This window comes from Tamlana flava (assembly GCF_041287255.1).
GTDB lineage: Bacteria > Bacteroidota > Bacteroidia > Flavobacteriales > Flavobacteriaceae > Tamlana > Tamlana flava.
In genome coordinates, this window is record NZ_JBGGTX010000002.1 from 819,666 (window position 1) to 842,181 (window position 22,516).

At 36.9% G+C, this 22,516-nt stretch carries 20 protein-coding genes; 4 read left to right on the forward strand and 16 right to left on the reverse strand.

All coding sequences use genetic code 11. From position 1 onward, the window contains the following. Nucleotides 1-21: 21 nt before the first annotated feature. The 6 genes from ACB104_RS08135 to ACB104_RS08160 form a co-directional block, all read right to left on the reverse strand. Nucleotides 22-519, reverse strand: coding sequence for a hypothetical protein (locus ACB104_RS08135; RefSeq protein ID WP_370477790.1), 498 nt, complete (start codon nucleotides 517-519; stop codon nucleotides 22-24). Between the two features lie 6 nt (nucleotides 520-525). Next, nucleotides 526-1,458: a homocysteine S-methyltransferase family protein gene (locus ACB104_RS08140; protein WP_370477791.1), complete on the reverse strand. Its 933-nt coding sequence runs from the start codon at nucleotides 1,456-1,458 to the stop codon at nucleotides 526-528. A 4-nt stretch (nucleotides 1,459-1,462) separates the two neighbouring features. Next, the gene (locus ACB104_RS08145) at nucleotides 1,463-2,218 is read right to left on the reverse strand and encodes a sterol desaturase family protein (protein ID WP_370477792.1); all 756 of its coding nucleotides are present in this window, start codon (nucleotides 2,216-2,218) and stop codon (nucleotides 1,463-1,465) included. Between the two features lie 101 nt (nucleotides 2,219-2,319). Beyond that, nucleotides 2,320-4,110: a tetratricopeptide repeat protein gene (locus ACB104_RS08150; RefSeq protein ID WP_370477793.1), complete on the reverse strand. Its 1,791-nt coding sequence runs from the start codon at nucleotides 4,108-4,110 to the stop codon at nucleotides 2,320-2,322. Nucleotides 4,111-4,172: 62 nt separating this feature from the next. Continuing rightward, complete coding sequence (locus ACB104_RS08155; protein ID WP_370477794.1) at nucleotides 4,173-5,768, reverse strand: 4Fe-4S binding protein; 1,596 nt, start codon at nucleotides 5,766-5,768, stop codon at nucleotides 4,173-4,175. Between the two features lie 11 nt (nucleotides 5,769-5,779). Next, nucleotides 5,780-7,081, reverse strand: a complete 1,302-nt coding sequence (locus tag ACB104_RS08160) for an NAD(P)/FAD-dependent oxidoreductase (RefSeq protein WP_370477795.1) — start codon at nucleotides 7,079-7,081, stop codon at nucleotides 5,780-5,782. 265 nt (nucleotides 7,082-7,346) lie between these two features. Between ACB104_RS08160 and ACB104_RS08165 the strand changes: the two genes are divergently transcribed. Further along, a complete protein-coding gene (locus tag ACB104_RS08165; protein WP_370477796.1) occupies nucleotides 7,347-8,354 on the forward strand; it encodes a glycoside hydrolase family 113 in 1,008 nt (335 codons plus the stop codon). Between the two features lie 51 nt (nucleotides 8,355-8,405). On the opposite strand, the gene ACB104_RS08170 is transcribed toward ACB104_RS08165, so the two are convergent. Further along, a complete protein-coding gene (locus ACB104_RS08170; protein WP_370477797.1) occupies nucleotides 8,406-11,858 on the reverse strand; it encodes a pyruvate carboxylase in 3,453 nt (1,150 codons plus the stop codon). Between the two features lie 142 nt (nucleotides 11,859-12,000). Here ACB104_RS08170 and ACB104_RS08175 point away from each other — a divergent pair, with 142 nt between their 5' ends. Next, nucleotides 12,001-12,732, forward strand: coding sequence for a metallophosphoesterase family protein (locus tag ACB104_RS08175; RefSeq protein WP_370477798.1), 732 nt, complete (start codon nucleotides 12,001-12,003; stop codon nucleotides 12,730-12,732). Between the two features lie 3 nt (nucleotides 12,733-12,735). Here ACB104_RS08175 and ACB104_RS08180 read toward each other — a convergent pair whose 3' ends face one another. The 9 genes from ACB104_RS08180 to ACB104_RS08220 all read right to left on the reverse strand — a co-directional run bounded on the left by ACB104_RS08180 (nucleotide 12,736) and on the right by ACB104_RS08220 (nucleotide 19,972). Continuing rightward, nucleotides 12,736-13,428 carry a TIGR04283 family arsenosugar biosynthesis glycosyltransferase gene (locus tag ACB104_RS08180; RefSeq protein ID WP_370477799.1) on the reverse strand — a complete coding sequence of 231 codons (693 nt, stop codon included), beginning with the start codon at nucleotides 13,426-13,428 and terminating at the stop codon, nucleotides 12,736-12,738. After that, nucleotides 13,421-14,191 carry a DUF547 domain-containing protein gene (locus ACB104_RS08185; protein ID WP_370477800.1) on the reverse strand — a complete coding sequence of 257 codons (771 nt, stop codon included), beginning with the start codon at nucleotides 14,189-14,191 and terminating at the stop codon, nucleotides 13,421-13,423. Before ACB104_RS08185 ends, ACB104_RS08180 begins: the two co-directional genes overlap by 8 nt. 51 nt (nucleotides 14,192-14,242) lie before the next feature. Next, nucleotides 14,243-15,211 carry an arsenosugar biosynthesis arsenite methyltransferase ArsM gene (arsM, locus tag ACB104_RS08190; protein WP_370477801.1) on the reverse strand — a complete coding sequence of 323 codons (969 nt, stop codon included), beginning with the start codon at nucleotides 15,209-15,211 and terminating at the stop codon, nucleotides 14,243-14,245. An 84-nt stretch (nucleotides 15,212-15,295) separates the two neighbouring features. After that, nucleotides 15,296-16,108, reverse strand: a complete 813-nt coding sequence (locus ACB104_RS08195) for a purine-nucleoside phosphorylase (RefSeq protein WP_370477802.1) — start codon at nucleotides 16,106-16,108, stop codon at nucleotides 15,296-15,298. Beyond that, a complete protein-coding gene (locus ACB104_RS08200) occupies nucleotides 16,101-16,730 on the reverse strand; it encodes a TIGR04282 family arsenosugar biosynthesis glycosyltransferase (RefSeq protein ID WP_370477803.1) in 630 nt (209 codons plus the stop codon). The genes ACB104_RS08195 and ACB104_RS08200 overlap by 8 nt, the downstream gene beginning before the upstream one ends. Next, a complete protein-coding gene (locus ACB104_RS08205; RefSeq protein ID WP_370477804.1) occupies nucleotides 16,723-17,217 on the reverse strand; it encodes a rhodanese-like domain-containing protein in 495 nt (164 codons plus the stop codon). Before ACB104_RS08205 ends, ACB104_RS08200 begins: the two co-directional genes overlap by 8 nt. Nucleotides 17,218-17,226: 9 nt before the next feature. Next, complete coding sequence (gene arsS / locus ACB104_RS08210; RefSeq protein ID WP_370477805.1) at nucleotides 17,227-18,279, reverse strand: arsenosugar biosynthesis radical SAM (seleno)protein ArsS; 1,053 nt, start codon at nucleotides 18,277-18,279, stop codon at nucleotides 17,227-17,229. A gap of 81 nt (nucleotides 18,280-18,360) precedes the next feature. Next, nucleotides 18,361-18,696, reverse strand: coding sequence for an arsenosugar biosynthesis-associated peroxidase-like protein (locus tag ACB104_RS08215; protein WP_370477806.1), 336 nt, complete (start codon nucleotides 18,694-18,696; stop codon nucleotides 18,361-18,363). A 133-nt stretch (nucleotides 18,697-18,829) separates the two neighbouring features. After that, nucleotides 18,830-19,972, reverse strand: coding sequence for an acyl-CoA dehydrogenase (locus ACB104_RS08220; RefSeq protein ID WP_370477807.1), 1,143 nt, complete (start codon nucleotides 19,970-19,972; stop codon nucleotides 18,830-18,832). A 69-nt stretch (nucleotides 19,973-20,041) separates the two neighbouring features. Here ACB104_RS08220 and ACB104_RS08225 point away from each other — a divergent pair, with 69 nt between their 5' ends. Together ACB104_RS08225 and ACB104_RS08230 are read left to right on the forward strand one after the other, a co-directional pair. Further along, a complete protein-coding gene (locus ACB104_RS08225; protein WP_370477808.1) occupies nucleotides 20,042-21,130 on the forward strand; it encodes an anhydro-N-acetylmuramic acid kinase in 1,089 nt (362 codons plus the stop codon). Between the two features lie 156 nt (nucleotides 21,131-21,286). Next, nucleotides 21,287-22,513 carry a Glu/Leu/Phe/Val dehydrogenase dimerization domain-containing protein gene (locus ACB104_RS08230; RefSeq protein WP_370477809.1) on the forward strand — a complete coding sequence of 409 codons (1,227 nt, stop codon included), beginning with the start codon at nucleotides 21,287-21,289 and terminating at the stop codon, nucleotides 22,511-22,513. Nucleotides 22,514-22,516: the final 3 nt, after the last annotated feature.

A 22,516-nucleotide genomic window follows, 5' to 3' on the forward strand; every position in this document is an offset into this window, starting at 1 on the left:
TAATCACCCAAACGGCACAATTTATGACTTTAAATAATAGGCTTGGTTTTTCAACAGCTTCTTGCCTGTTTTTAAATAGTGGTTTAGGGCATTTTCCCAATAATTCATTGAAGCAATAAATTCTTCTTCAAGGGAAGATTCAATCTTTTTGTTCTGACTTTCATTCAATCCAGTATATTGATAACTTATAATTGAACGTGTTTTAAAGTTTGAAATAGATTCTAACTGGATGCTTATTTTAACAATGGTTTCTCTGGGTGTTACCCTAACAAATTCTATGGAATAGGTGTCTTTGTTATAATGGATTACCTGCCAAATAGTTTCCAAATTACCATGATTTGGCGTTGAAAAAACACAGTTTTTTTCTATTAGTCCACTTTTTGAATGTATCATATTATATTCCCAACCATCAATCCAATCTGCCTCCCTAATAGGACAGAGTAAAGGAAAAATTTCTTCACGGTTAGCCATATTGGTTTGAATGAAATGGAATGTTTTTTGAATTCCTATAAATTCCATGGCATCTCAGTTTAGTATGCGGTTACAAATAGATTCAATATGAGTGGCATCAGTACCGCAGCACCCACCATATATAGATAGGCCAGGTAAAAGAGTTTTTAAGGTATTGTACCATTTGGCTAAATCTTCTTTATTGCCAGTATCGAGAGTTGTAGATTGGTCCAGCTCAGTATGGCTTTTACAAGAGGCATTGGCACGCACACCTTTTATTCTGTTTCTCCAATTTTGGTTTTCTGATAATTGTTTGACGAAATGTGACGGATGGGCACAGTTAATCATATAGTAAGACGGGTATTTGTTGGTTTTTGCATCAATTTTTTCGATAGCATATTTTAAGCTTTTACCGCTTGGTAAATTTCCATCAGTTTCAACAGTGAATGATATAACAACAGGAAGACCGTTACTTTTGGCACATTCAACAATTCCCAAAGCTTCATCTGTATAAGTCATTGTTATGGCTGAAACCAAATCAACACCAGCTTCTCCAAAAGCTTTGATTTGCAAATGGTGATATTCGTTGGATTGTACAGCCGTCATAGCTTTGCCAACTTCATATCCATCGCCACGTGGCCCTATTTGTCCGCATACAAGAATATCATTTATATCTTGGGCATATAACATTTTAAGTTCTTTCAACTTATTAATGGCGAGTTTGTTTACTTCAATTAAATCTGTTTTAGTATACCCCAATTTGAAACCCCAATCTGGGTTTGCCCTCCATGTGGGACTTTCCAGAATAAATCCTGTTTTATGGTGTTTTGCAATGTTCATGTATGCTTTGTAATAATCTTTCAAAATATTAATAAGATCAGGGTCTTCAACCAAAGGGAAAGCTGCAAAATGAGGTAAATCGATATTCTTATTAAATATTAAATCGGTTTCCAGGCCACCATCGGTTAAAAAATGGATGGTTTTTATTTTATTGTTTAAAGTTGACATCTGTTTATGATTTAGGGTTATTGATATCTTGAAACGTCAACATTTCTATTATTTTTGATGAGGCTCCATCATAAAACCCAGTTTCATGTTCATAAGTTTTTGGGTTTTTAAAAGAACCGAAGATGATATCAAAAATGGGTAAATCTGAATAGTTATATTTGTGAATGCCTTTTGCATGGTGAACGGTATGGCTTTCTGGGCGCTGGATAATATAACCTATCCATTGAGGTGTTTTTATATTGGTATGCTGGAAAACACCCAAAAACATTGTTGTAAGGAGCATGATGGTTACTGCTTGTGGGGTAACCCCAATAAGAAGTGCTAGACAAATACTTCCTAAAAATGTAAATCCAACCATGTCAAGTAAGCTAAAATAAAAGGCCCCATAAGTATCCATGCGTTCTGCACTATGGTGCATTTGGTGAAATGTACGCCATAAAAAATTGGATTTATGCATGGAACGATGCCATATAAAAACTCCAAATTCATAGACAACAATGGCAGCAATACCGCCACCAACGTGACCTAAATTGGTTAAATCAAAAAATTGGAACTCTGATAAGTATGGATCGGTCAATATGGGTAAATAAGAGGATAGAAAGAAGTAAACGGCAAAAGCGGCCATTCCTTTTAATTTCCAATATTTTACTTTAGGTAATGCTTTAGCTGGAAATAAAGCTTCCCAAATTATAAGAAGACCATAAATGGCAATTGCGGTTATTGAAATGGGGTCCAATAAAATTTCTAACGGAGTTGGCATCATAAATAATTTTAGATTAATACTTTTTGCTTTTTAACTTTAGGGCGTAAGTTTGGTACTTACAATGTAAGTTGAAAGAAAAATGCCGGTAAGTTACAGCATTAAAGCTGCCAATCATTCTTGATTTCTGGGTTGTAAGCGCAGAAAGTTCCGGTGGTTACAGATTTAGAAAGATGTTTTCCTAATTGAGGATGGGAGACTTCAATTTTTTTAATAGCACTTCTTATTCGCCAAGTTACTGCAGAACGTGCTTTTTCAATTGTGGAACCAACTTTTCTTGTTTTTCCTGAAAGCCCTAAAGACTTAGAAAGATGGTCTAAAATATGTTCATATTCCTCTCTTAAGCCATTGATTTTTTCAATTTGGTTTAACTCTTCTGCTTCATCAATTTCTGCCTGAAGTTCCTTAATTTTATTAAGATATTGGCTTTTTGCTTTGGCATCTATGGTTTTTGTGCTATTGGATTCATCAATGGCTGCTTCCATCAAATCCAAACAATGGAATAATTTAGTAGGTTCAGCCAGAAGCTTATGGATGTCATTAAATCCCTTTACGTGCTTGAGAGTTATGGTTGTGTTTTGATAAACTATTTCCCAAAATTCACCGTTAGGAATAAATGAATTTGGGATGTTTGTTATGTTCGAAATATTTTCTGGAACTGAAAGCGTCTTTTCGGTTTTAATATATTCACATAAGGGGTTTAAATAAGAGCCATCTTTAAAAGGGTTTACAATTAATAACCATTCCAAGGCATCTTCTTGTAACGGTTTTTTCCCTGAGTAAATGGCAGATTTGAATTGCTCAATATATATATTCCAATATTTCCAGAGGTTTTCAAAATCATTTAATTGTAAGTAAGCGGCGGCAACCCACGCTGGGAAATCGGTCCAAATATTCAAGTCGGTCTTTTTGGACAATTCAATGCTGGTTTTAAAATCACTAACCTGCAAATAATAGTTGGATCCATAGCCAAAATAAGATTCCTTGTGAAATGGATTTAGCCTAATTGCTTCTAAATATATTTCAACCGCCTCTTGAGAATACCCCAAATACATCAAGGAATATGAAACTCTTAATAAATGAGATGTATCGTTGGAATTCATTTTTAAGGATTTGCGCAAACAATGTTCTGCCTTTTCAAATTCGCCCATGTACACATAGCTTCGACCTAACACCCCCAATGCAATATAATCTTCCGGATTTATTTCTAAGGCTTTCAGTGCATATTTGTGAGCTCCTTTTTTACTGACATCCCATCTATCCCACATTAAGCAAGACCAAAAATTGAAATAACTTAAAGACAGGCCTGTGTAGGCCAAAGAATAATGTGGATTAATCTTTAATGCTGCATTAAAATAGGCTCGGGCTCTGTTATCGCTATCAGAAGTCCCCTGTTTTAAAATGCTCATTCCAATCAAGTAGTTTTCATAAACGGCAAGTTGCACCGATTCCTTTTTGTAAGAATGCGATAATAAATTGACATTTATTTTTTCCTGTAGCACGCTAACAATTTGATTGATAATGCTGTCTTGAAATTCCAATAACGAATTGAGAGTTTCATTATGTTGGCCAGCAAATATCACACTCTTGTCTTCGGTTTTTATGAGCTGAATGGATATTCGCAGCGTTTCATTAAGATGCCTTACACTACCCGTTATAAGAAAATCCGCTCTTAGTTGATTGATTTTGTCCTTTTCGGAAATATCTTTTATGTGGAATGTAGAAATATGTGATATCACAGATAGGCCAATAAATTTTGAAAAATTGTTTATTAGGTCTTCTGTAAAACCTCTAAACAGATTTTTAATTCTGGCCTCATCACTTATTACCTGAAAGGGCAAGACGGCTATGGTGATATTTTTGGTTTTAGCTAGCATTTTAAAAAAAGGCATTACATTTTAGGGTGTATTCTTGTAATGTGCCTCTAAATTAATAATTGAAATAGCACTTTCAATTATTTTTGACTATTATTCACTAGGCGCATCAGATCAACATCATTGCCCAACAAAATTTCGTTAGGGTTGATGCGTCCTTTTATTTTGTCATTTTCCAGTTTTAGAACACCTCGAGGGCATACCGCAGAGCAAATGCCACAACCCACGCAGCTGGAACGCACAATATTTTCACCCTTTTGGGCATAAGCTCGAACGTCTATGCCCATTTCACAATAGGTAGAGCAATTACCACAGGAAATACATTGTCCGCCATTGGTTGTAATTCTAAATTTTGAAAATAGCCTTTGCTGAAAACCTAATATAGCAGCCATGGGGCATCCAAAGCGACACCAAACCCTGCTGCCAAAAATGGGGTAGAACCCCGTGCCAATTACTCCTGAAAAAACTGCGCCAATCAAAAAAGAATAGGATGACCTTAACGTTTCTACTTTAAATAAAAACAGTTTGGTTTCAGAGCTAAATAGATGCATGCCAATTAAAACTAAAATAGTCACAAAATAACCAATGGCACCATATTTGGCATCTTTGCCTAATTCTTTTCTTTTAAAAATCATGGTAAGCACAAAAACCAAGGTTAAAAAGCCAACAATCGAAAACAAAAAAACATCTCTTGTAAGCCAATACTTGTTGGGGTCGTAACCTAAATAAGTATAAATAACGGCTGTGGTCATTAAAACCACAAAAACCAAAACACTATGAATAACCCATCGTTCAACCTTCCAAGCAAAAAGGCTTTTATCGCTTAAATGTCTAAAAGAATCTCCAGCAGTTTCAGCCAAGCCACCACAGCCGCAAACCCACGAACAATACCAACGTTTTCCAAATTTATAGGTAAGTATTGGTGTGATGACGAAAACGGACAAAACGCCGAAAATAAGCATGGCAACCCCAATACTTCCGGCATTGATGAATGAATTTATTCGGTATTGCTCAAAGTTGTAATAGTTAAGGGGCCAAATATTCTTGAGGTCATAATAGGGTAAATCGGAATTCATTACATACATGAATTCAGGGATTAAAAATGCAAATGCCAACTGAAAAAACATGACCGAAATGGTTCGAATTTGTTCATATCGGTTATGTCTATATTTCAATAAAAACTTATAGCCAAAGATTAAAATGGCCAGTGTATAGAGTGTGCCGTAAACGAACCATTGGCTTGCTGGTCTTCCGCTCAATAATTCACTTAAAGGGTCAAATAAAGAAATGAATCCGGTATTAACTTCTTCAGACGGTGTTTGCCCTAAATATTGTGGAAAAAAATAAAGCACAATATAAAATCCGGTAAGCACAATGCCAGTAACCCACCCTAAAACTCCTCTTGATGAAATAGATTTAAACCAAATGCCATCATTTTTAATGCCTTCCGACTTTGTTAAGTAAAGGTCGTTTGCAAAAACAACAGTGCCCAAAGTGATGAACCCTATGGATAAAGTCAGGAACAAACCCTTACTAGGGAAATGGGTATTAAATAAAGCCAAAACTAAAATGAACAACCCGAACGTGCCAATGAAAACGCCAATTTTTTGTTTAGTACTCATAGTAGTGGCTTCAGGTTTTGCTAACGACATGCTATGGTTTAATTTATTGCTCATGGATAATGGATTTATGCCGTTTGAAGTTGACTTTTATAAGCCAACCATATATCCGATTCATAGGTTCTATAGAATTCAGGATCAAAATTAGCTTCAGGTAAATTTTGCATAACGTAATCCACATCGCGTTTTTCCTTAAGCCATCTATCAAATACCTCATGACGCATTCTAATCCCAAAGGTGTTAATGCCTAGAAATTCATTCGTGTTCTTATTGAATGCCACAGTAATGCATTTGGTGTCGTCTTCATGCTTCCAATGGAAGTGGGTTTCGTTTTCTCCGGGCTTATTAAAAACCCAACCATAAGTTTGATATTCAATATCAAAAAACTTTGCCGAGTTAAACCAATGTCCTGGGTTGTAGGGTATTCTATTGCCGCAGATTGTTTGGGCGACTGTTTCACCCATCATGCGCCCGGTATACCAAACGGCTTCAATGTTGCGCCGTTGGCCAATTGGCTCACGCTGTTCGGCGCAATCACCAATGGCGTAAATATCTTTAATGTTTGTTTCTAAAGAACGATTCACCTTTACACCCTTAGCAATTTCAATGTTAGTGCCTTTCAGGAAGTCAATATTTGGTGAAACACCAGCCGTTAGCCCAACCACATAGCACATGATTTCTTCGCCCGTTTCTTCGATAATTACTGAATTTACCTTGCCATTTTTATCGGCTTTTATTTCTTTCAAATTGGTGCTTAAACGTAAATCTATATGATGGCTTTTTATATGCCGATTTATCATTTGACTTTCACCTTCGGGCAAAACTCCGTTCCAAAAACTGGATTCACGAACCAAAAAAGTTACCGGAATATTTCGAGAGTTGAGCATTTCAGCAAGTTCAATACCAATTAACCCACCGCCAACAATCACGGCTCGTTTACATGCCAAATTATTCGGTGCGTATTTTTCTAAATTCTCTAAGTCTTGCTTATGGTACATGCCCATAACGCCCTCTAAATCTTGCCCAGGCCAACCAAATTTATTGGGTTTACTACCTGTTGCAATAATGAGTTTGTCATATTTTAGAGCATCATTGTTGTCAAAATGGAGCGTTTTAGCTTTAGTGTCAACCGTTTTTACATAGCCTTTTTTTAAGTCGATTCTGTTCTTCTTCCAAAACCAATTTTCGTAAGGCTGTGTATGCTCAAACTTCATATGACCCATATAAACATACATAAGTGCCGTACGCGAAAAGAAATATTCGGTTTCCGCAGAAACAATCGTAATTTTTTTATCGGAAAGTTTTCTTATGTGTCTAGCGGCCGTAACGCCTGAAATGCCATTGCCAATAATAACGATATGTTCTTCCATGTTTTGATGGATGTTTTGTAATAGGTCGAAGCTAAAGATAATAACTTATAGTGAGCTTGTTAATTTAGAAACACTTTAAATTTTGTTGAAGTTGTAAGATTTCCTAAAATTTGTGGTCATCCAAATCCTTTTTTTCTTGAATGTAAGTTAGTCGTTGTGTTTTGTTTCAATTTGTAAAGGGTGGGATTTGGATAGACTTTAAATGTTAAGATTCTTAATCTTATAATATTAAATAGTAAATTAGAAGTTTAAATATTAACCGTTCATGCGTATTCTTAAATTTCTGTTGTTATCGTTGATTCTAAGTTTTCAATCCTGTGCGCCACAAATTCAAAAGATTAATGGAGTGAGTTTTGTGGCTTCAAGAGAGGCCATTGACGAAAGCCACGTTAACCCAGTAGTGCATTTAAATGCCAACTTTGCTGCCGTGATGCCTTTTGGCTTTATTAGGAATTTGGAACACCCTGAAATAGTTTTTAATACAGAAAGACAGTGGTTTGGTGAAACTAAGGTTGGGGCTAAACAATACATTGAAACTTTGAGAAAGAGAAAAATCAAAATAATGCTAAAACCACAAATTTGGGTGTGGCGAGGTGAATTCACGGGACTTATTAAAATGAATGCTGAAGCCGATTGGCAACTTCTTGAAGATTCCTATTCAAAGTTTATTTTGGATTTTGCATCGTTTGCCGAAGAAATGAAAGTGGATATTTTTTGCATTGGTACAGAACTTGAAAATTTTATTGACCATAGGCCTGAATACTGGAACGAATTAATTAGCGAAATAAGAAAAGTTTATAAAGGTAAGCTCACCTATGCAGCCAACTGGAATGAATTTAGCCGAACCCCATTTTGGAATAAGTTGGATTATATTGGAATTGATGCCTATTTCCCAGTAAGCGACAGTAAAACCCCAACCGTTGAAGAGTGTTTAACCAGTTGGAAAAATTACAAGCAACTTATTTCTGAAATGACCCAAAAATATGATAGCACCGTTTTATTCACAGAGTATGGTTACAGAAGTGTTGATTATACTGGAAAAGAGCCATGGAAAAGTGACAGAAATATGGACCAAGTAAATTTGGAGGCACAAACGAATACTACAAAAGCACTTTTTGAAACCTTTTGGGGTGAAAATTGGTTTGCTGGTGGATTTGTTTGGAAATGGCACCATAACCATGACAAAGCCGGTGGAGAAAAGAACACAAGGTTTACACCACAGAATAAACCGGCCGAGGCTGTAATTAGAACGCAATACAGCTTACATGAGTGATATTAGACATTTTTTTACATAAGAAATAACTTGAATTAAAGGTGCCGGCTATTAGTCCAAAACTATAACCAAATCATCGGCATTTACCATAATTCCTGTTTGCAGGGTGATTTTTTTGACCGTTGCATCAGCATTTGCGGTAATGGTTGTTTCCATTTTCATGGCTTCTATAACGAACAAAGGTTGATTTTTGGTTACTTTATCTCCCCGTTTAACCAAGATAGTCGACAGCATGCCTTGCAATGGCGCCCCAATTTGGTTAACATCAGCCTTATCAACTTTAACATGTTCAACTTTGTCCACCTTTATGGCATTGTCCTTAATTTGAACACTTCTGCCTTGCCCGTTCAATTTAAAATATACCGTTACCAGACCGTCGCTGTTTGGTTGCCCAACAGATTCAAGGGTAATTAAAAGTCGCTTTCCTTTGTCCACCTCAACAATTATTTCTTCACCTATTTCCATGCCATAGAAGAAATTTTTGGTTGGTAAGTTCATAAGGTTGTCATATTTTAAATGCAGGTTGTAAGCATCTGTAAATACTTTGGGGTACAGTTGATAGGACAGAAAATCCGTGTACTCAATCGTTCTGCTCAAATCTTGTTCGAAGATTTTTTTAAAATCTTCATATTCCTTTTCAAGATCTAATGGAGGCATATGTGCGTTAGGCCTATCGGAATAAGGTTTTTGGTCTTTCAGAACTATTTTTTGAAGTTTTTTTGGAAATCCACCAACAGGCTGCCCTAAATCACCTTTAAAAAAATCAACCACCGATTGTGGAAAGGATAAGGTTTCACCCTTTTCCATAACATCTTGTATGGTTAAGTTATTGCTCACTAAAAATTGGGCCATATCGCCAACCACCTTAGAGCTTGGCGTTACTTTTACAATGTCGCCAAAAAGCGTATTCACATCGCTGTACATTTGTGTGATTTCATGAAAACGGTCTTCAAGCCCCAAAGCCCTTGCCTGTGGCTTTAAATTGGAATATTGCCCACCAGGAATTTCATGTCTAAAAACTTCACCGGAACCTGCTTTTAACCCAGATTCAAATGGGTAATAATATTCTCTTACAGTTTCCCAATAGTTAGAATATTCATTTAAAGAATCAATGTTTATATCTGTAGCTCTGTCTTGAAATTTTAACATTTCAACCACCGAATTGAAATTGGGTTGCGAGGTTAATCCTGACAACCCGCCAAGGGCAACATCAACTACATCAACGCCGGCTTCAATAGCTTTTAAATAAGTTGCCGCTTGAATGGAAGACGTATCATGTGTATGCAGATGAACAGGAATTTTTAACTCTGATTTTAGTGCGGAAATGAGCTCGAAAGCCGCATATGGTTTCAATAAACCGGCCATATCTTTCACCCCCAAAATATGGGCGCCGGCATTTTCAAGTTCTTTGGCCAAATTGACATAATATTTTAGATCATATTTTTTATTTTCCGGGTTTAAAATATCGTTGGTGTAGCAGATAGAACCCTCTGCCAAACCTTTGGTTCTGGTTCTTACATGCTCGATGCAAGGTGCCAATGATTTCATCCAGTTTAGGGAATCGAAAATTCTAAATACGTCTACACCGTTCTCCCAAGAATGCTCAACAAATTCACCGATTAAATTATCGGAATAAGCTTTGTACCCCACACCATTTGAACCACGAATAAGCATTTGCAGTAACAAATTGGGCATGGCTTTGCGCAATAAACGCAACCTTTCCCAAGGGTTTTCTTGTAAAAAACGCAGGCAGACATCAAAAGTGGCACCGCCCCAAACTTCCATGCTGAAAATTTCAGGATGGTTTCTTGCATAGCCCTCAGCTACTTTTAGCATATCGAAAGTTCGCATGCGGGTAGCCAGTAAGCTTTGGTGGGCATCACGCATAGTAGTATCCGTAAAATGGACTTTCTTGTCATTTTTAAGCCATTCTGAGAATTTTTCGGGTCCTAATTTAGTCAGTAAATCTTTGGTGCCTTCTGGATAACCACTGTTAACATCAAACTTGGGGACTTTGGGTTTTACAAATATTTTGTCGTGTTCAATTTTTTTAACATCAGGATTTCCGTTTACAATAATATTGCCCAGATAGGTGATTAATTTAGTGGCCCTATTTCTAGGTGCCTTAAATTTAAATAAGTCTGGATTTTGTTTAATAAAATTAACAGTGACCAAACCTTTTCTGAAAGTTTCATGAATCAGAATATTATCTAAAAATGGCATATTGGTTTTTACTCCACGAATTCTAAACTCTGCCAAGGCACGACGAATTTTTCTACTGGCACCATCTAAAGTTCTACTATTGGCTGTAACCTTTACCAACATGGAGTCAAAAAAAGGTGAAATCTTGGCGCCTTGGTATATGCTGCCTGCATCCAATCGAATACCAAAACCAGAAGCACTTCGGTAGGCAGAAACTGTTCCGTAATCTGGTTTAAAATCGTTTTGTGGGTCTTCGGTTGTTATGCGGCATTGCAAAGCATAACCATTGATGTTAATAGATTCTTGGTTAGCAATTTTTATTTGCTCGTCAGAAAGTTTATAACCACCAGCAATAAATAATTGGGTTTTTACCAAATCTATGTTGGTAATCACTTCGGTAACCGTATGTTCCACCTGAATTCTGGGGTTTACCTCAATAAAATAGATGGAATCGTCATCATCTACCAAAAACTCCACTGTCCCAATATTGTTATAATTAACTGCACTACAAATTTTAATTGCATAATCGTAAAGGGCGTTTTTGGTTTCATCCTTTAGCCCGTAAGAAGGCGCAAATTCAATAACTTTTTGGTAGCGCCTCTGCACCGAACAGTCGCGCTCAAAAAGATGGACAATATTGCCATGGCTGTCGGCAACAATTTGAATTTCAATATGTTTTGGGTTTTCAACAAACTTTTCTAAAAATACAGTGTCGTCACCAAAAGCGTTCAAGGCTTCGCGTTTGCTTTCGGTATAGGCTTTTTTTAATTCTTCCTCATTTCTTATCACCCGCATGCCACGTCCACCGCCACCCGATGCTGCTTTGAGCATGATGGGATAACCAATTTTTTTGGCCTCAAAAATAGCAACTTTCACATCTTTTAATGACTTTTCATTACTTTTTATAATGGGAATTTGGTTTGCAATGGCCACTTCCTTGGCTTTAATTTTATCACCCAATGCTTTTAAAACCGATACTTTCGGCCCGACGAAAATAATGCCGTTATCCTCGCATGCTTGAGCAAAATTTGCATTTTCAGAAAGGAAGCCATAACCGGGATGAATGGCATCAACCTCATTTTCAAGGGCAATTTTTATGATGGCCTTGATGTCCAAATAGGGTTTTAAAGGTTCGTTGTCTTCACCAATTTGATAAGACTCGTCAGATTTGTAACGGTGAAGCGAGTAACGATCCTCATAGGTGTAAATACCAATGGTTTTCACATTAATTTCCGTACAGGCCCTAAAAATTCTAATGGCAATTTCACCGCGATTAGCGACTAAAACTTTCTTTATTTTCATGAGAAGTGAGTTAGTTTGTCTAATAATAGCGTGCTTAAATTACGAATTTAAGTTCGTGATTGTTAATCATTTTTAAACATATTTTAATATTCTTCTTGATTATTATAAAGGGAAACAATTAGTTTTGTTGAAAATAAAAATTATGCGCGTTTTAGCAATAGGAGACATTCACGGCGGTTTAAAAGCACTGATTCAAGTTTTAAATAAAATGGAGGTAAAAGATGAAGACACCTTAATCTTTATGGGTGATTATGTAGATGGTTGGAGCGAATCGGCACAGGTTATCCAATTTTTAATGAAACTTTCAGAAAAAATAAATTGTGTTTTCATAAAGGGTAATCATGATGTTTGGTGTGAGGAGTGGCTTCGTGATGGCGAAGTGAATATGACATGGTACATTCATGGAGGAAAGGAAACCATGGAGAGTTATACAGGATTTACCAAGGAGGTAAAAAGGGCGCACTTAACATTTTTTGAAAATTTAAAAATGTACCATCTTGATGATAAAAACCGGCTGTTTTTACATGCCGGATTCACCTCGATGCACGGTGTGGAAAGGGAAGTTTTTCAAACCACATTGTATTTTGACAGAACGCTTTGGGAAATGGCATTGACCATGGATAAAAGTATTGAAAAAGATTCTGAATTATATCCCAATAGGTTGAAACATTACACAGAAATATTTATTGGACATACACCAACTACCAACTTTAATTGTGATGAGCCCATGCGCGCCGTAAACGTTTGGAACATCGATACTGGTGCGGCATTTAAAGGAAAACTAACGGGTATTGATGTTGAGACAAAAGAGTTTTGGCAAAGCGATAACTTGCCCAGTTTATATCCGAATGAAAAAGGGAGGAATAAAATTTGATTTTTAGGAAATATATGTTTTGTAATAACTGTGTAAACTTTCTGCATCTGCGCCAAACCACTTTTTAACGTAAATAGACCAATAGAGGTATTGCAATTTCCAAATGCCTTGTTTTTGGTACATTCTGGCTGATGTATTTAGTTTTTTGTTAATGACCACAAATTGTTTTCGTTTATACAATTCATTGATTAAAATATTGTCTTCATAAATATTGTAGCGCTCATCGTAACCTCCTATTTCATTGAAAAGGGTTTTAGTAATAAATTGGCTTTGGTCACCACCTCTGCAGGCGCGCCATTTAAATTGGGTTAGCCAACTGGCCAAGCGCAACCACCAATGGTTGCTGTCAAATTGCATTCTAAAACAACCGGCTTGGTTGCCTTTTTCTATTTCATCAATAATATGTTGGTCAAAGTTCTTGGGCGGAAAAGAATCGGCATGTAAAAAATAAAGGATGTTTCCTGTAGCGCGTTTAGCGCCGAGATTCATTTGTTTGGCCCGACCTTTTTCAGAACTTAAAAGAATAACGTTATTGAAGTTTGAAACCAAATGTATTGAGTTATCTGTGCTCCCGCCGTCAACCACAATAATTTCTGAAACATTTTGTTGTTTTGAATTGGTTATGATGTTCCTGAGCGATTTCTCGATAAATTCGGCTTCGTTTAAAATGGGAATAATTATTGAAATTTTATTCATTCAGACTCCAGTTGTACTCTTTAAAGGATTTTTTTGCTTTCGATGAAATTTTAATGTCCGAATACTGATTTAAAAAATCAATTAAGCTGCCGTTTTGTTCAAAATCTTTAGTAAACCACTGAAAAATTTTTGAAAGCTTTAGTTTGTTTTCAGATATTTCATTTCGTCTGGAATCATTCAGAAATTCTTTTGTAACCTCGGTTAGTTGCTTCTCTAATTTTGGCGTCGTAAATGCTTCGTTCAATAATTTTGGGCAGGAATAGGAAGCACAAACAATAGCAAAATGAATTCGGGGTTCATTCATTTTTCTGAGAATATCATGTTCAATTTTATTTAAACTGTACATGCTGTCACCTAATTTCCAAAGGCGTTGTTCCCATGGGTTTTTAATGTCTTTTATGCTTTTAATGGGGTAATGGCGTAAAACTAAATCGATGCTCAAAGCATTGTAAGCGTTTATCCAATAGGCCAGTTTTTCCTCTTTTGATAGGGTTAGAAAACTTTCATAATTATGCATTAAACTCAAAACATGAATGTAGTCAAGCAATTTTTTGTATTCGGTTTTAAACGATTTATAATTAACAACACCATCATCTGAAACATGTTTTTGTAAAAGTTCATCAAACAACTGATGAGCAGGCATAGCCCTTTTAGTTAGAATTTGATTAAATTCTAGAGAGGGTTCAATTGAAGTCTTAGCAACTTGGGCGCTGCTGCTTGCCAAAGAAATAGTAAAAACTATAATAAGGTTGATGTATTTCATTATTAAGTTTATTTACTTCCGCGGCTATTTTTCAATCTAAAAAAAGCTTTTTTAGCAGCATCCGCCACCATCGTAATGATAAGTAGATTCGCTTATAAAAATATCATCCCGATTTAAACTTGCTAAAGCGGCTGCCGTTTTTTCACAAATGGCCAACGGTTGGTTTTGCAATAAAATATGCCCTTTTTTATCGTCAACAAAAGGGTTGTCACCAAAATAAATGGCTGTTTTTCCAGTGAAAATGCAAGGGCCGTCTTCCGGCATTGGGTCTTTAATTGCAGCAACTTCAATGGATTCAATATAAATCAGTTTGTCTGTAGCGTAGTGTTTCGGGGCTAATACGCGATACGGTTTACGAGCACGAATTTCTATAGTACCAAAACCCGCATCTGTTAGCATTTTTACATATTCTGCAATAGGCAGACTACCACTTAAACACAAAGCGCGCAACCTATCATCATTTCTTAAGGCATCATTCATGGGTTGCTCACAAGTAGGGTCGCTCATAACCAAACGTCCATGGGGTTTTAAAACCCGGTACATTTCGGCAATGGCTTTTTTTAAGTCTTCCGATTTAAAAATATTGAACAAGCAGTTTTGGGCGGCTACATCAATGCTGTTGTCGGGCACTGGAAGGTTTAAGGCATTTCCTTTTTTTAAGGTGACAAATTCCTTTTTAAACCAAGGATTTAATTTTTCAGCCTCAATAAAATTTTTGCGTGACGCTTCCAACATTTCATCTACTACATCAACCCCAATTACGCCCTCTTTTTGACGGTTAAAATAAGCAAGCTGCAATAGTTCCATGCCGCCACCTACACCAACGTATAACATTTTTGGATTGTTGGTTAAATCACGGGCATGCACTGTGGAACCACAACCATAGTTCATCTCTTGCATGATTTTTGGGATTTTCAATCCAGGTAATTCCCAAACAGGATTTGTGGTGCAACATAATCCAACATCTGGTGTTAATGCTGCTTCTTTGTAGACGTTATGTGTGGTTTCTAAGTAGCTCATTGTTTTTTTAGATAGAAGAAGCAAGATCCAGAAGCCAAGACCTTTAAAAGTTTTTCTTGATTCTTGATTCAGAAAATCTTGATTCTATATTGTTTTAATTAATTCTTTAAATAATATAATCATTTCTGGTTCTGCTTTTGCTGCATAGGCAATGATATCATTAATGTCAACAGGTTCCAGATAGTCTGGGTCGCATTCATCTGTTAAAACTGACACCGCTGCCGCTTTTAATTTTAAATGATTGGCAACAATAATTTCAGGGACCGTACTCATGCCCACAGCATCTGCGCCAAGGGTTTTCAGCATGCGGTATTCTGCACGGGTTTCCAGTTGTGGGCCAACAACGCTGGCATAAACTCCTTCGTGCAATTTAATATTGTTGGCTTTGGCGATGTTTTTAAACTTGCTGTTGATTTCAGCATCATAAGGCATGCTCATGTCTGTAAAGCGTTCGCCTAAAAACTCAACACCCTTAAAGGCCAATGGCGAACTGCCTTGAAGATTAACGTGGTCTTCAATAAGCATTAACTCGCCTTTTTTAAAGTTAAGGTTAATGGCTCCAGCAGCGTTTGAAACCAATAGGGTGTGTATACCCAATTTTTCCATAATGCGAACCGGATAAGTAACATCTTGCAGGCTGTAGCCTTCATAGACATGGAAACGTCCCTGCATGACCACCACGGTTTTTCCGGCCAATTTTCCGTAGATGAGTTTGCCTTTGTGGAATTCTACAGTAGCTGTTGGGAAATTGGGAATATGGTTGTAGCTTGCTTCCTTTATAATTTCAATATGCTCTATGAGTTGCCCCAATCCTGTGCCCAAAATGATACCTATTTCAGGAGTTTCAAAGCCTTTGCCTTTTAAATAATCAACTGTTTCTTCTATGTGTTTAATCATTTAAATGTTGAATTTTTTCTTTCAATTTATGGTTGGATTGATAGAATTCTGAAGCCATTAAATCTTCAAAAGTATCAATGTCATTCAAAGTCTCTAAAGTAGTAAATGTAAGGCGGTTTTTGGTTAACTGTTGAAGAGTTTCTTGCAATAAATTAGATTGGCTCCAAGGTTTGTTTTCAAAGATGAAATCGCACATCTTGTTAATCCCAATCAAGTAATACCCGCCGTCTTGGGCTGGGCCAAAAACGGTATCAGTTTTATTTAGAGCCTTTAAACCATTATTAATAAGTTCTTCTGATATTTCGGGTAAATCTGTGCCAATCAAAACGATACGCTCGTAGCCGTCTTCAAAACCATCTTCAAAAGCATTTTTCATCCGCTCGCCGAGGTCTTTGCCCTTCTGAATGGTTTTGTGATAGCCTTTCCATTCATTGTTTACAATTGAATCGGAGAAATATGCACGCTTATCTGCCGAAAGATTTTTAGTAGCATTTTCTGCGACTTTTACGAGTTCTTTATAGACCTCCAATGCAGCTTGGTTGCCAATAGATTTGGCAAGCCGAGTTTTTACTTTTCCAAGTTCAATATTCTTTACAAAAACGATAACAAGGGCTTTACTCATATATTTTTATTCCTTTGATAAGCCATTTGCTCCAGCTTTTGGAAAAGGCATGGATGCTATCGGTTTCTTGTCCTTTTTTATTATAAACGGGGAAATCTTGATTTTTCCATTCAAAAATACCACCGTACAGGTTTTTAACATTGGTGTAGCCCGCTTTTTTAAGTTTTTCGGCAATATCTTCAGACCGAACGCCGAGAGAGCAATAAACCACAATGCTTGAATTTTTATCGGCTATTTTTTGTTGAACCGAATCTAAACTAAAGTTATCGTATCCCACAAAAATGGCGTTTTTAAGATGACTGACGAGGTATTCTTTTTCTTCTCTAGAATCAAGTAAAATAGTATTTTCTGCGGAAGTTCTCAACGATTCAGCATTGATATAAGGGATGCTTTCGGTATTATAATGTTTTAATAATTTTGAAAGCTTTTGTTGCGAAAAACTCACGGATGACACTAGAATAATAAGATAAAAAAGAAACTGCTTCATATTATTTAATTAGGCAACCGTACCTTGGCAACTGCTTCCGGCACCTGCAGTACAACCATAACAATGTTGAGAAATTACGATATCTCTGCCCTCCAAAAGGGTTTCGTTGTATTCCGAAATATGTTTGGTTTTACCATTAATCGGCAATTCCAACATTTGGTTAAAGTCGCAATCGTACAAATAGCCATCCCAGCTAACGGAAAGCGTATTGGTACACATTACGTTTTCAACGGCTGCAGGGTTGTAGGCTTCAACCAACTCATACATGTAATCTTCATAATTTTCCGAGGCGATGAGGTAGTCTAAAAACCTGCTAATTGGAAGGTTGGTAATGGCAAACAAATTGTGGAATTGAATATCAAAATCTTCTTTTAATGCTTTTTTGAAATCCATTTCCATTGAAGCTTGATTTCCCGGTAAAAATGCCCCAGATGGATTATAAACCAAATCTAATCTTAGCGGACTGTTTGGCATGCCATACCCTACGGAATTTAACATTTTAAGCGCTTCGATGGATGTGTTAAAAACACCTTCGCCACGCTGTTTGTCCGTTTTTCCGCGTGTCCAATGTGGCATGGAACTAACCACATGAATATTGTATTTTTTAAAAAACTCAGGTAAATCGTGATATTTTTTGTTGGCTTTGATAATGGTTAAGTTAGACCGAACAATGAAATCCTTAATACCAACTTTTGCCGCTTCTTCCACAAACCATCTGAAATTAGGGTTCATTTCTGGAGCGCCACCCGTTAAATCTAAAGTATGTGCCTCGGTATTTTTTATGACCTCCAAGCACTGTTCCATAGTTTCCTTGCTCATGATTTCCTTTCGGTCAGGACCGGCATCAACATGGCAATGTGCGCAAACTTGATTGCACATATAACCCACATTTATCTGAAGAATTTCCAGTTTTTTTGCTTTAAGCGGAAATTGTCCCGTCTCTGCAATTTTGTTTTTAAAAGTGGGTAAATCACCGTACTGAAAAATACCATTGGACAAAATTTCCAATTGCCTTTTTGAGTTGGCAAGTGCACTTTCACGTTTATGTAAGGATTTAATCATTTTTTGATTTTTGATTTAAGAATTACGAATAACGATTGAGAAAAAACTCTAAAATCATACATCGTAACTCTTAAAATCGATTCACATATCCAATTTATTTACTTTGTTCATCATTTGTACACCGTGTACCAACGATGCACCACCACGAATAGCTCCTGCTACGTGCAAAGCTTCCATCATTTCTTCTTTGGTGATGCCGCGTTTAAGGCCATCACCTGTATAGGCGTCAATACAATAAGGGCATTGAATGGTGTGCGCTACGGCTAAGGCGATTAACGATTTTTCTCTGGCAGTAAGGGCGCCATCTTCAAAAACAGAATTGTAGTAGTCAAAGAATTTGCTGCCCAATTCCTCGTTCCATTCGCTAATTTTTCCAAATTTTCTTAAATCGGCGGGGTCGTAGTATGTTTTTTGCATCTGTGTATTTTGGTCTAAAGATATAAATCTGCTTTGTTAAGTCGACATGTTTATTTGGACTTAACAAAATTTGTTGAGATTTTTGGGCTGAAGGTATTTTGTTGTGAAGATTAAATAGTTAGTAATGCCCCTTTTATTCCCGAATCAAACTCCTAGAAATCACAATTTTTTGAATTTCAGAAGTGCCCTCATAAATCTGGGTTATTTTGGCATCGCGCATTAAACGCTCAACGTGGTATTCTTTTACAAAACCATTTCCACCGTGAATTTGAACGGCCTCAACGGTATGTTTCATGGCTACGGTTGAGGCGTATAGTTTTGCCATGGCGCTGCTTTTGTCGTAATTATTGCCATTATCTTTGTCCCAAGCTGCTTTCATTACCAACATACGTGCTGCTTCAATGTCGGTGTACATATCGGCCAATTTAAAGGCAATGGCTTGGTGGTTGCAAATTTCGGTGCCGAAAGCTTTGCGCTCTTTGGAATATTTAAGAGCCAATTCGTAAGCGCCGGATGCTATACCCAATGCCTGCGATGCAATGCCTATACGACCGCCTGAAAGGGTTTTCATGGCAAATCTAAACCCAGAACCGTTGGGGCCAATTCGGTTGGATTTGGGAACTTTAACATCATTAAATTGAAGGGTGTGCGTGTCGCTTCCGCGAATGCCCAATTTATCTTCTTTAGGCCCCACATGAAAACCTTCCATGCCTTTTTCAACAATAAAGGCATTGATGCCATGCGAACCTTTATCTCTATCGGTTTGGGCAATAACAATATAAACATCGGCACGGCCACCATTGGTTATCCAGTTTTTTGTGCCGTTAAGAACATAATGGTCACCTTTATCAATAGCCGTTGTTCTTTGAGACGTGGCATCGCTTCCAGCTTCGGGTTCGCTCAAACAAAAAGCCCCAATAAATTCGCCTGTAGCCAGTTTAGTCAAGTATTTTTCTTTTTGTTCTTCGCTACCATAAGCCTCCAGCCCGTAGCAGACCAAAGAGTTATTAACGGAAACAATTACAGAGGCAGAGGCATCTATTTTAGACAATTCTTCCATAATGAGCACATAGGAAATGGCATCCATGCCACTTCCACCATATTTTGGGTCTACCATAATGCCCAAAAAGCCCAAATCACCTATTTTTTTGACAAGCTCTTTGGGGAAATGTTGTTTTTCATCACGTTCAATCACCCCAGGAAGGAGTTCAGTTTGAGCAAAATCGCGAGCCGCATCTCGAATCATTAGGTGTTCTTCTGAAAGGCTAAAATCCATAATTGACAAATATTTTGTGTTTTTAATAAAAAATATTTACAAATATAGCTTTTTACTGTTAAATATTTAATGGGATTATTATTTTTGCTCTGTATGATAAAAAGCGAATATCATGTAGTTGGCGTAATGTCTGGAACCTCATTAGATGGTATCGATTTGGTTCAGGCCAAGTTCTATTTTGATGGTTTTTGGCGTTTTGAGATTCTTATTGCTGAAACTATTGCCTATCCCAAAAAATGGCGTGATACCCTGAGCAATTTAGTGTCACTTTCATTGAAAGACTTAAAGGAAATAGATGAAGATTATACCGAGTTTTTGGCCCTTATCATTAAAGATTTCATTCTTAAAAACGACATCAAAAATATTGATGCAGTTTGCTCCCATGGGCACACGGCTTTGCACCAACCTGAGAAAAAGCTAACACTTCAAATTGGCAATTTGCCTAAAATAGCCAAGATTTTAAATGAAACCGTGGTTTGTGATTTTAGAGTTGATGATGTTAAGCTAGGTGGTCAAGGAGCGCCGTTAGTCCCCATTGGTGATAAGTTGTTGTTTTCTGAATACGGTTTTTGTTTGAATTTGGGTGGGTTCGCCAATATTTCAACAGAGATAAGCAAATCTCGAATTGCTTTTGATATTTGCCCTGTGAACATTGTGCTGAACCGTTATGTAAATCAGTTAGGTTTTGATTTTGATGATGGTGGACAAATAGCCTCTTCAGGAAAGTTGGATACAACGCTTCTTTATCAATTGAATGGCCTTGATTTTTATGCGCAAAAGCACCCAAAATCTTTGGGATTGGAATGGGTGAAAACCAATATTTTTCCACTTATTGATGGTTTTCAATTGGAGGTCAAAGACGTTCTAAACACATTTGTTGAACACATTGCCATTCAAATAGCTTCAGTAATCAAACAAAAAAATGACACATCGCTTTTGGTTACCGGAGGAGGGGCGTACAACACATATTTAATGGAGAGAATCAAATTCCATTCTAAAAGCAAAATAATTATTCCTGAAAATCAGGTTGTTGAATTCAAGGAAGCGCTCGTTTTTGGATTTCTTGGCGTGTTAAAACTTCGTGGAGAAGCAAACTGTTTGCAAAATGTAACGGGGGCTTCAAAAGACCACAGTTCAGGCATCGTCTATCATCCTTAAATTTTATCTAAATTTAATCTTTAAGGATTTTTAGTTTTTTATATTTGTTACATTAATAATTTAATTTCTCTAAAATGAATCAGCTTTAGCTACGCTTAATTTAATTTCAAAGAAGTTTTTATAGTAAGCAATAGTGAATCAGTTTTAAGAATAGAGATGAAAGAATTATTAAAAAAATATGAAAATAAAGTACCCGAAATTGTTTTTAATTGGAAAGATTCCAAGACGGAAGCAGAGGGTTGGGTGGTTATAAATTCATTACGTGGTGGTGCTTCCGGTGGTGGTACAAGAATGCGTAAAGGCCTTGATATGAACGAGGTTTTATCGTTGGCAAAAACCATGGAAATCAAATTTACTGTTTCGGGTCCACCAATAGGCGGAGCAAAGTCTGGGATTAATTTCGACCCAAAGGACCCCAGAAAGAAAGGGGTTTTAGAACGTTGGTTTATGGCCGTTTCACCGTTGCTGAAAAGTTATTACGGTACAGGGGGCGATTTAAATGTTGATGAAATACATGAGGTCATACCTATTACAGAAGAAAGTGGCGTGTGGCATCCTCAGGAAGGTGTTTTTAATGGTTATTTCAAGCCGACCGAAGCCGATAAAATAAACCGAATAGGACAGTTGCGCCAAGGTGTCATTAAGGTTATTGAAAACCCTTATTTCTCACCAAGTGTTTTGAGAAAATACACTGTGGCCGATATGATAACGGGTTTTGGGGTGGCTGAAGCTGTGAGGCAGTATTATAATATTTATGGAGGCTCAATAAAAGGCAAACGGGCGGTTGTTCAGGGTTTTGGAAATGTTGGAGCTGCCGCTGCATTTTATCTGTCCCAAATGGGTGCTAAAATAGTTGGCATTATTGATGTTGTAGGCGGGTTGATAAACGAAGAAGGTTTTACTTTTGAAGATGTTTCAAAACTTTTTCTTGCGAAAAAAGGAAATACACTTGTTGCTGAAAATTTAATTCCCTTTGAGGAAATAAATAAAAAAATATGGTCATTAAAAACGGAAATTTTTGCACCTTGTGCCGCATCCCGATTGGTTACCATTCATCAAATAGACGAAATGATTGATAGTGGTTTGGAGGTCATATCTTGCGGTGCCAACGTGCCATTTGCTGATAAAGAAATATTTTTTGGGCCCATAATGGAACATACTGATTACAAGGTAAGTTTGATACCCGATTTTATTTCAAACTGTGGCATGGCTCGGGTTTTTGCTTATTTTATGGAACGCAAAGTGCAAATGACGGACGAGGCTATTTTTAACGACACATCCAACAGAATTAAAGAGGCATTAGAAAAAATTTACAATAAAAATAAATCCAAAACGGAGATTAGTGCAACAGCTTTTGAAATTGCGCTAAAACAACTCATCTAACAC

Coding starts and splice junctions, on each gene's coding strand:
- ACB104_RS08145 (WP_370477792.1), bottom strand. CDS start 2,218: ATGCCAACTCCGTTAGAAATTTTATTGGACCCCATTTCAATAACCGCA.
- ACB104_RS08220 (WP_370477807.1), bottom strand. CDS start 19,972: ATGGATTTTAGCCTTTCAGAAGAACACCTAATGATTCGAGATGCGGCT.
- ACB104_RS08225 (WP_370477808.1), top strand. CDS start 20,042: ATGGGATTATTATTTTTGCTCTGTATGATAAAAAGCGAATATCATGTA.
- ACB104_RS08185 (WP_370477800.1), bottom strand. CDS start 14,191: ATGAAATACATCAACCTTATTATAGTTTTTACTATTTCTTTGGCAAGC.
- ACB104_RS08205 (WP_370477804.1), bottom strand. CDS start 17,217: ATGAAGCAGTTTCTTTTTTATCTTATTATTCTAGTGTCATCCGTGAGT.
- ACB104_RS08160 (WP_370477795.1), bottom strand. CDS start 7,081: ATGGAAGAACATATCGTTATTATTGGCAATGGCATTTCAGGCGTTACG.
- ACB104_RS08175 (WP_370477798.1), top strand. CDS start 12,001: ATGCGCGTTTTAGCAATAGGAGACATTCACGGCGGTTTAAAAGCACTG.
- ACB104_RS08150 (WP_370477793.1), bottom strand. CDS start 4,110: ATGCCTTTTTTTAAAATGCTAGCTAAAACCAAAAATATCACCATAGCC.
- ACB104_RS08230 (WP_370477809.1), top strand. CDS start 21,287: ATGAAAGAATTATTAAAAAAATATGAAAATAAAGTACCCGAAATTGTT.
- ACB104_RS08215 (WP_370477806.1), bottom strand. CDS start 18,696: ATGCAAAAAACATACTACGACCCCGCCGATTTAAGAAAATTTGGAAAA.
- arsS (WP_370477805.1), bottom strand. CDS start 18,279: ATGATTAAATCCTTACATAAACGTGAAAGTGCACTTGCCAACTCAAAA.
- ACB104_RS08180 (WP_370477799.1), bottom strand. CDS start 13,428: ATGAATAAAATTTCAATAATTATTCCCATTTTAAACGAAGCCGAATTT.
- ACB104_RS08200 (WP_370477803.1), bottom strand. CDS start 16,730: ATGAGTAAAGCCCTTGTTATCGTTTTTGTAAAGAATATTGAACTTGGA.
- ACB104_RS08155 (WP_370477794.1), bottom strand. CDS start 5,768: ATGAGCAATAAATTAAACCATAGCATGTCGTTAGCAAAACCTGAAGCC.
- ACB104_RS08170 (WP_370477797.1), bottom strand. CDS start 11,858: ATGAAAATAAAGAAAGTTTTAGTCGCTAATCGCGGTGAAATTGCCATT.
- ACB104_RS08165 (WP_370477796.1), top strand. CDS start 7,347: ATGCGTATTCTTAAATTTCTGTTGTTATCGTTGATTCTAAGTTTTCAA.
- ACB104_RS08140 (WP_370477791.1), bottom strand. CDS start 1,458: ATGTCAACTTTAAACAATAAAATAAAAACCATCCATTTTTTAACCGAT.
- ACB104_RS08135 (WP_370477790.1), bottom strand. CDS start 519: ATGGAATTTATAGGAATTCAAAAAACATTCCATTTCATTCAAACCAAT.
- arsM (WP_370477801.1), bottom strand. CDS start 15,211: ATGAGCTACTTAGAAACCACACATAACGTCTACAAAGAAGCAGCATTA.
- ACB104_RS08195 (WP_370477802.1), bottom strand. CDS start 16,108: ATGATTAAACACATAGAAGAAACAGTTGATTATTTAAAAGGCAAAGGC.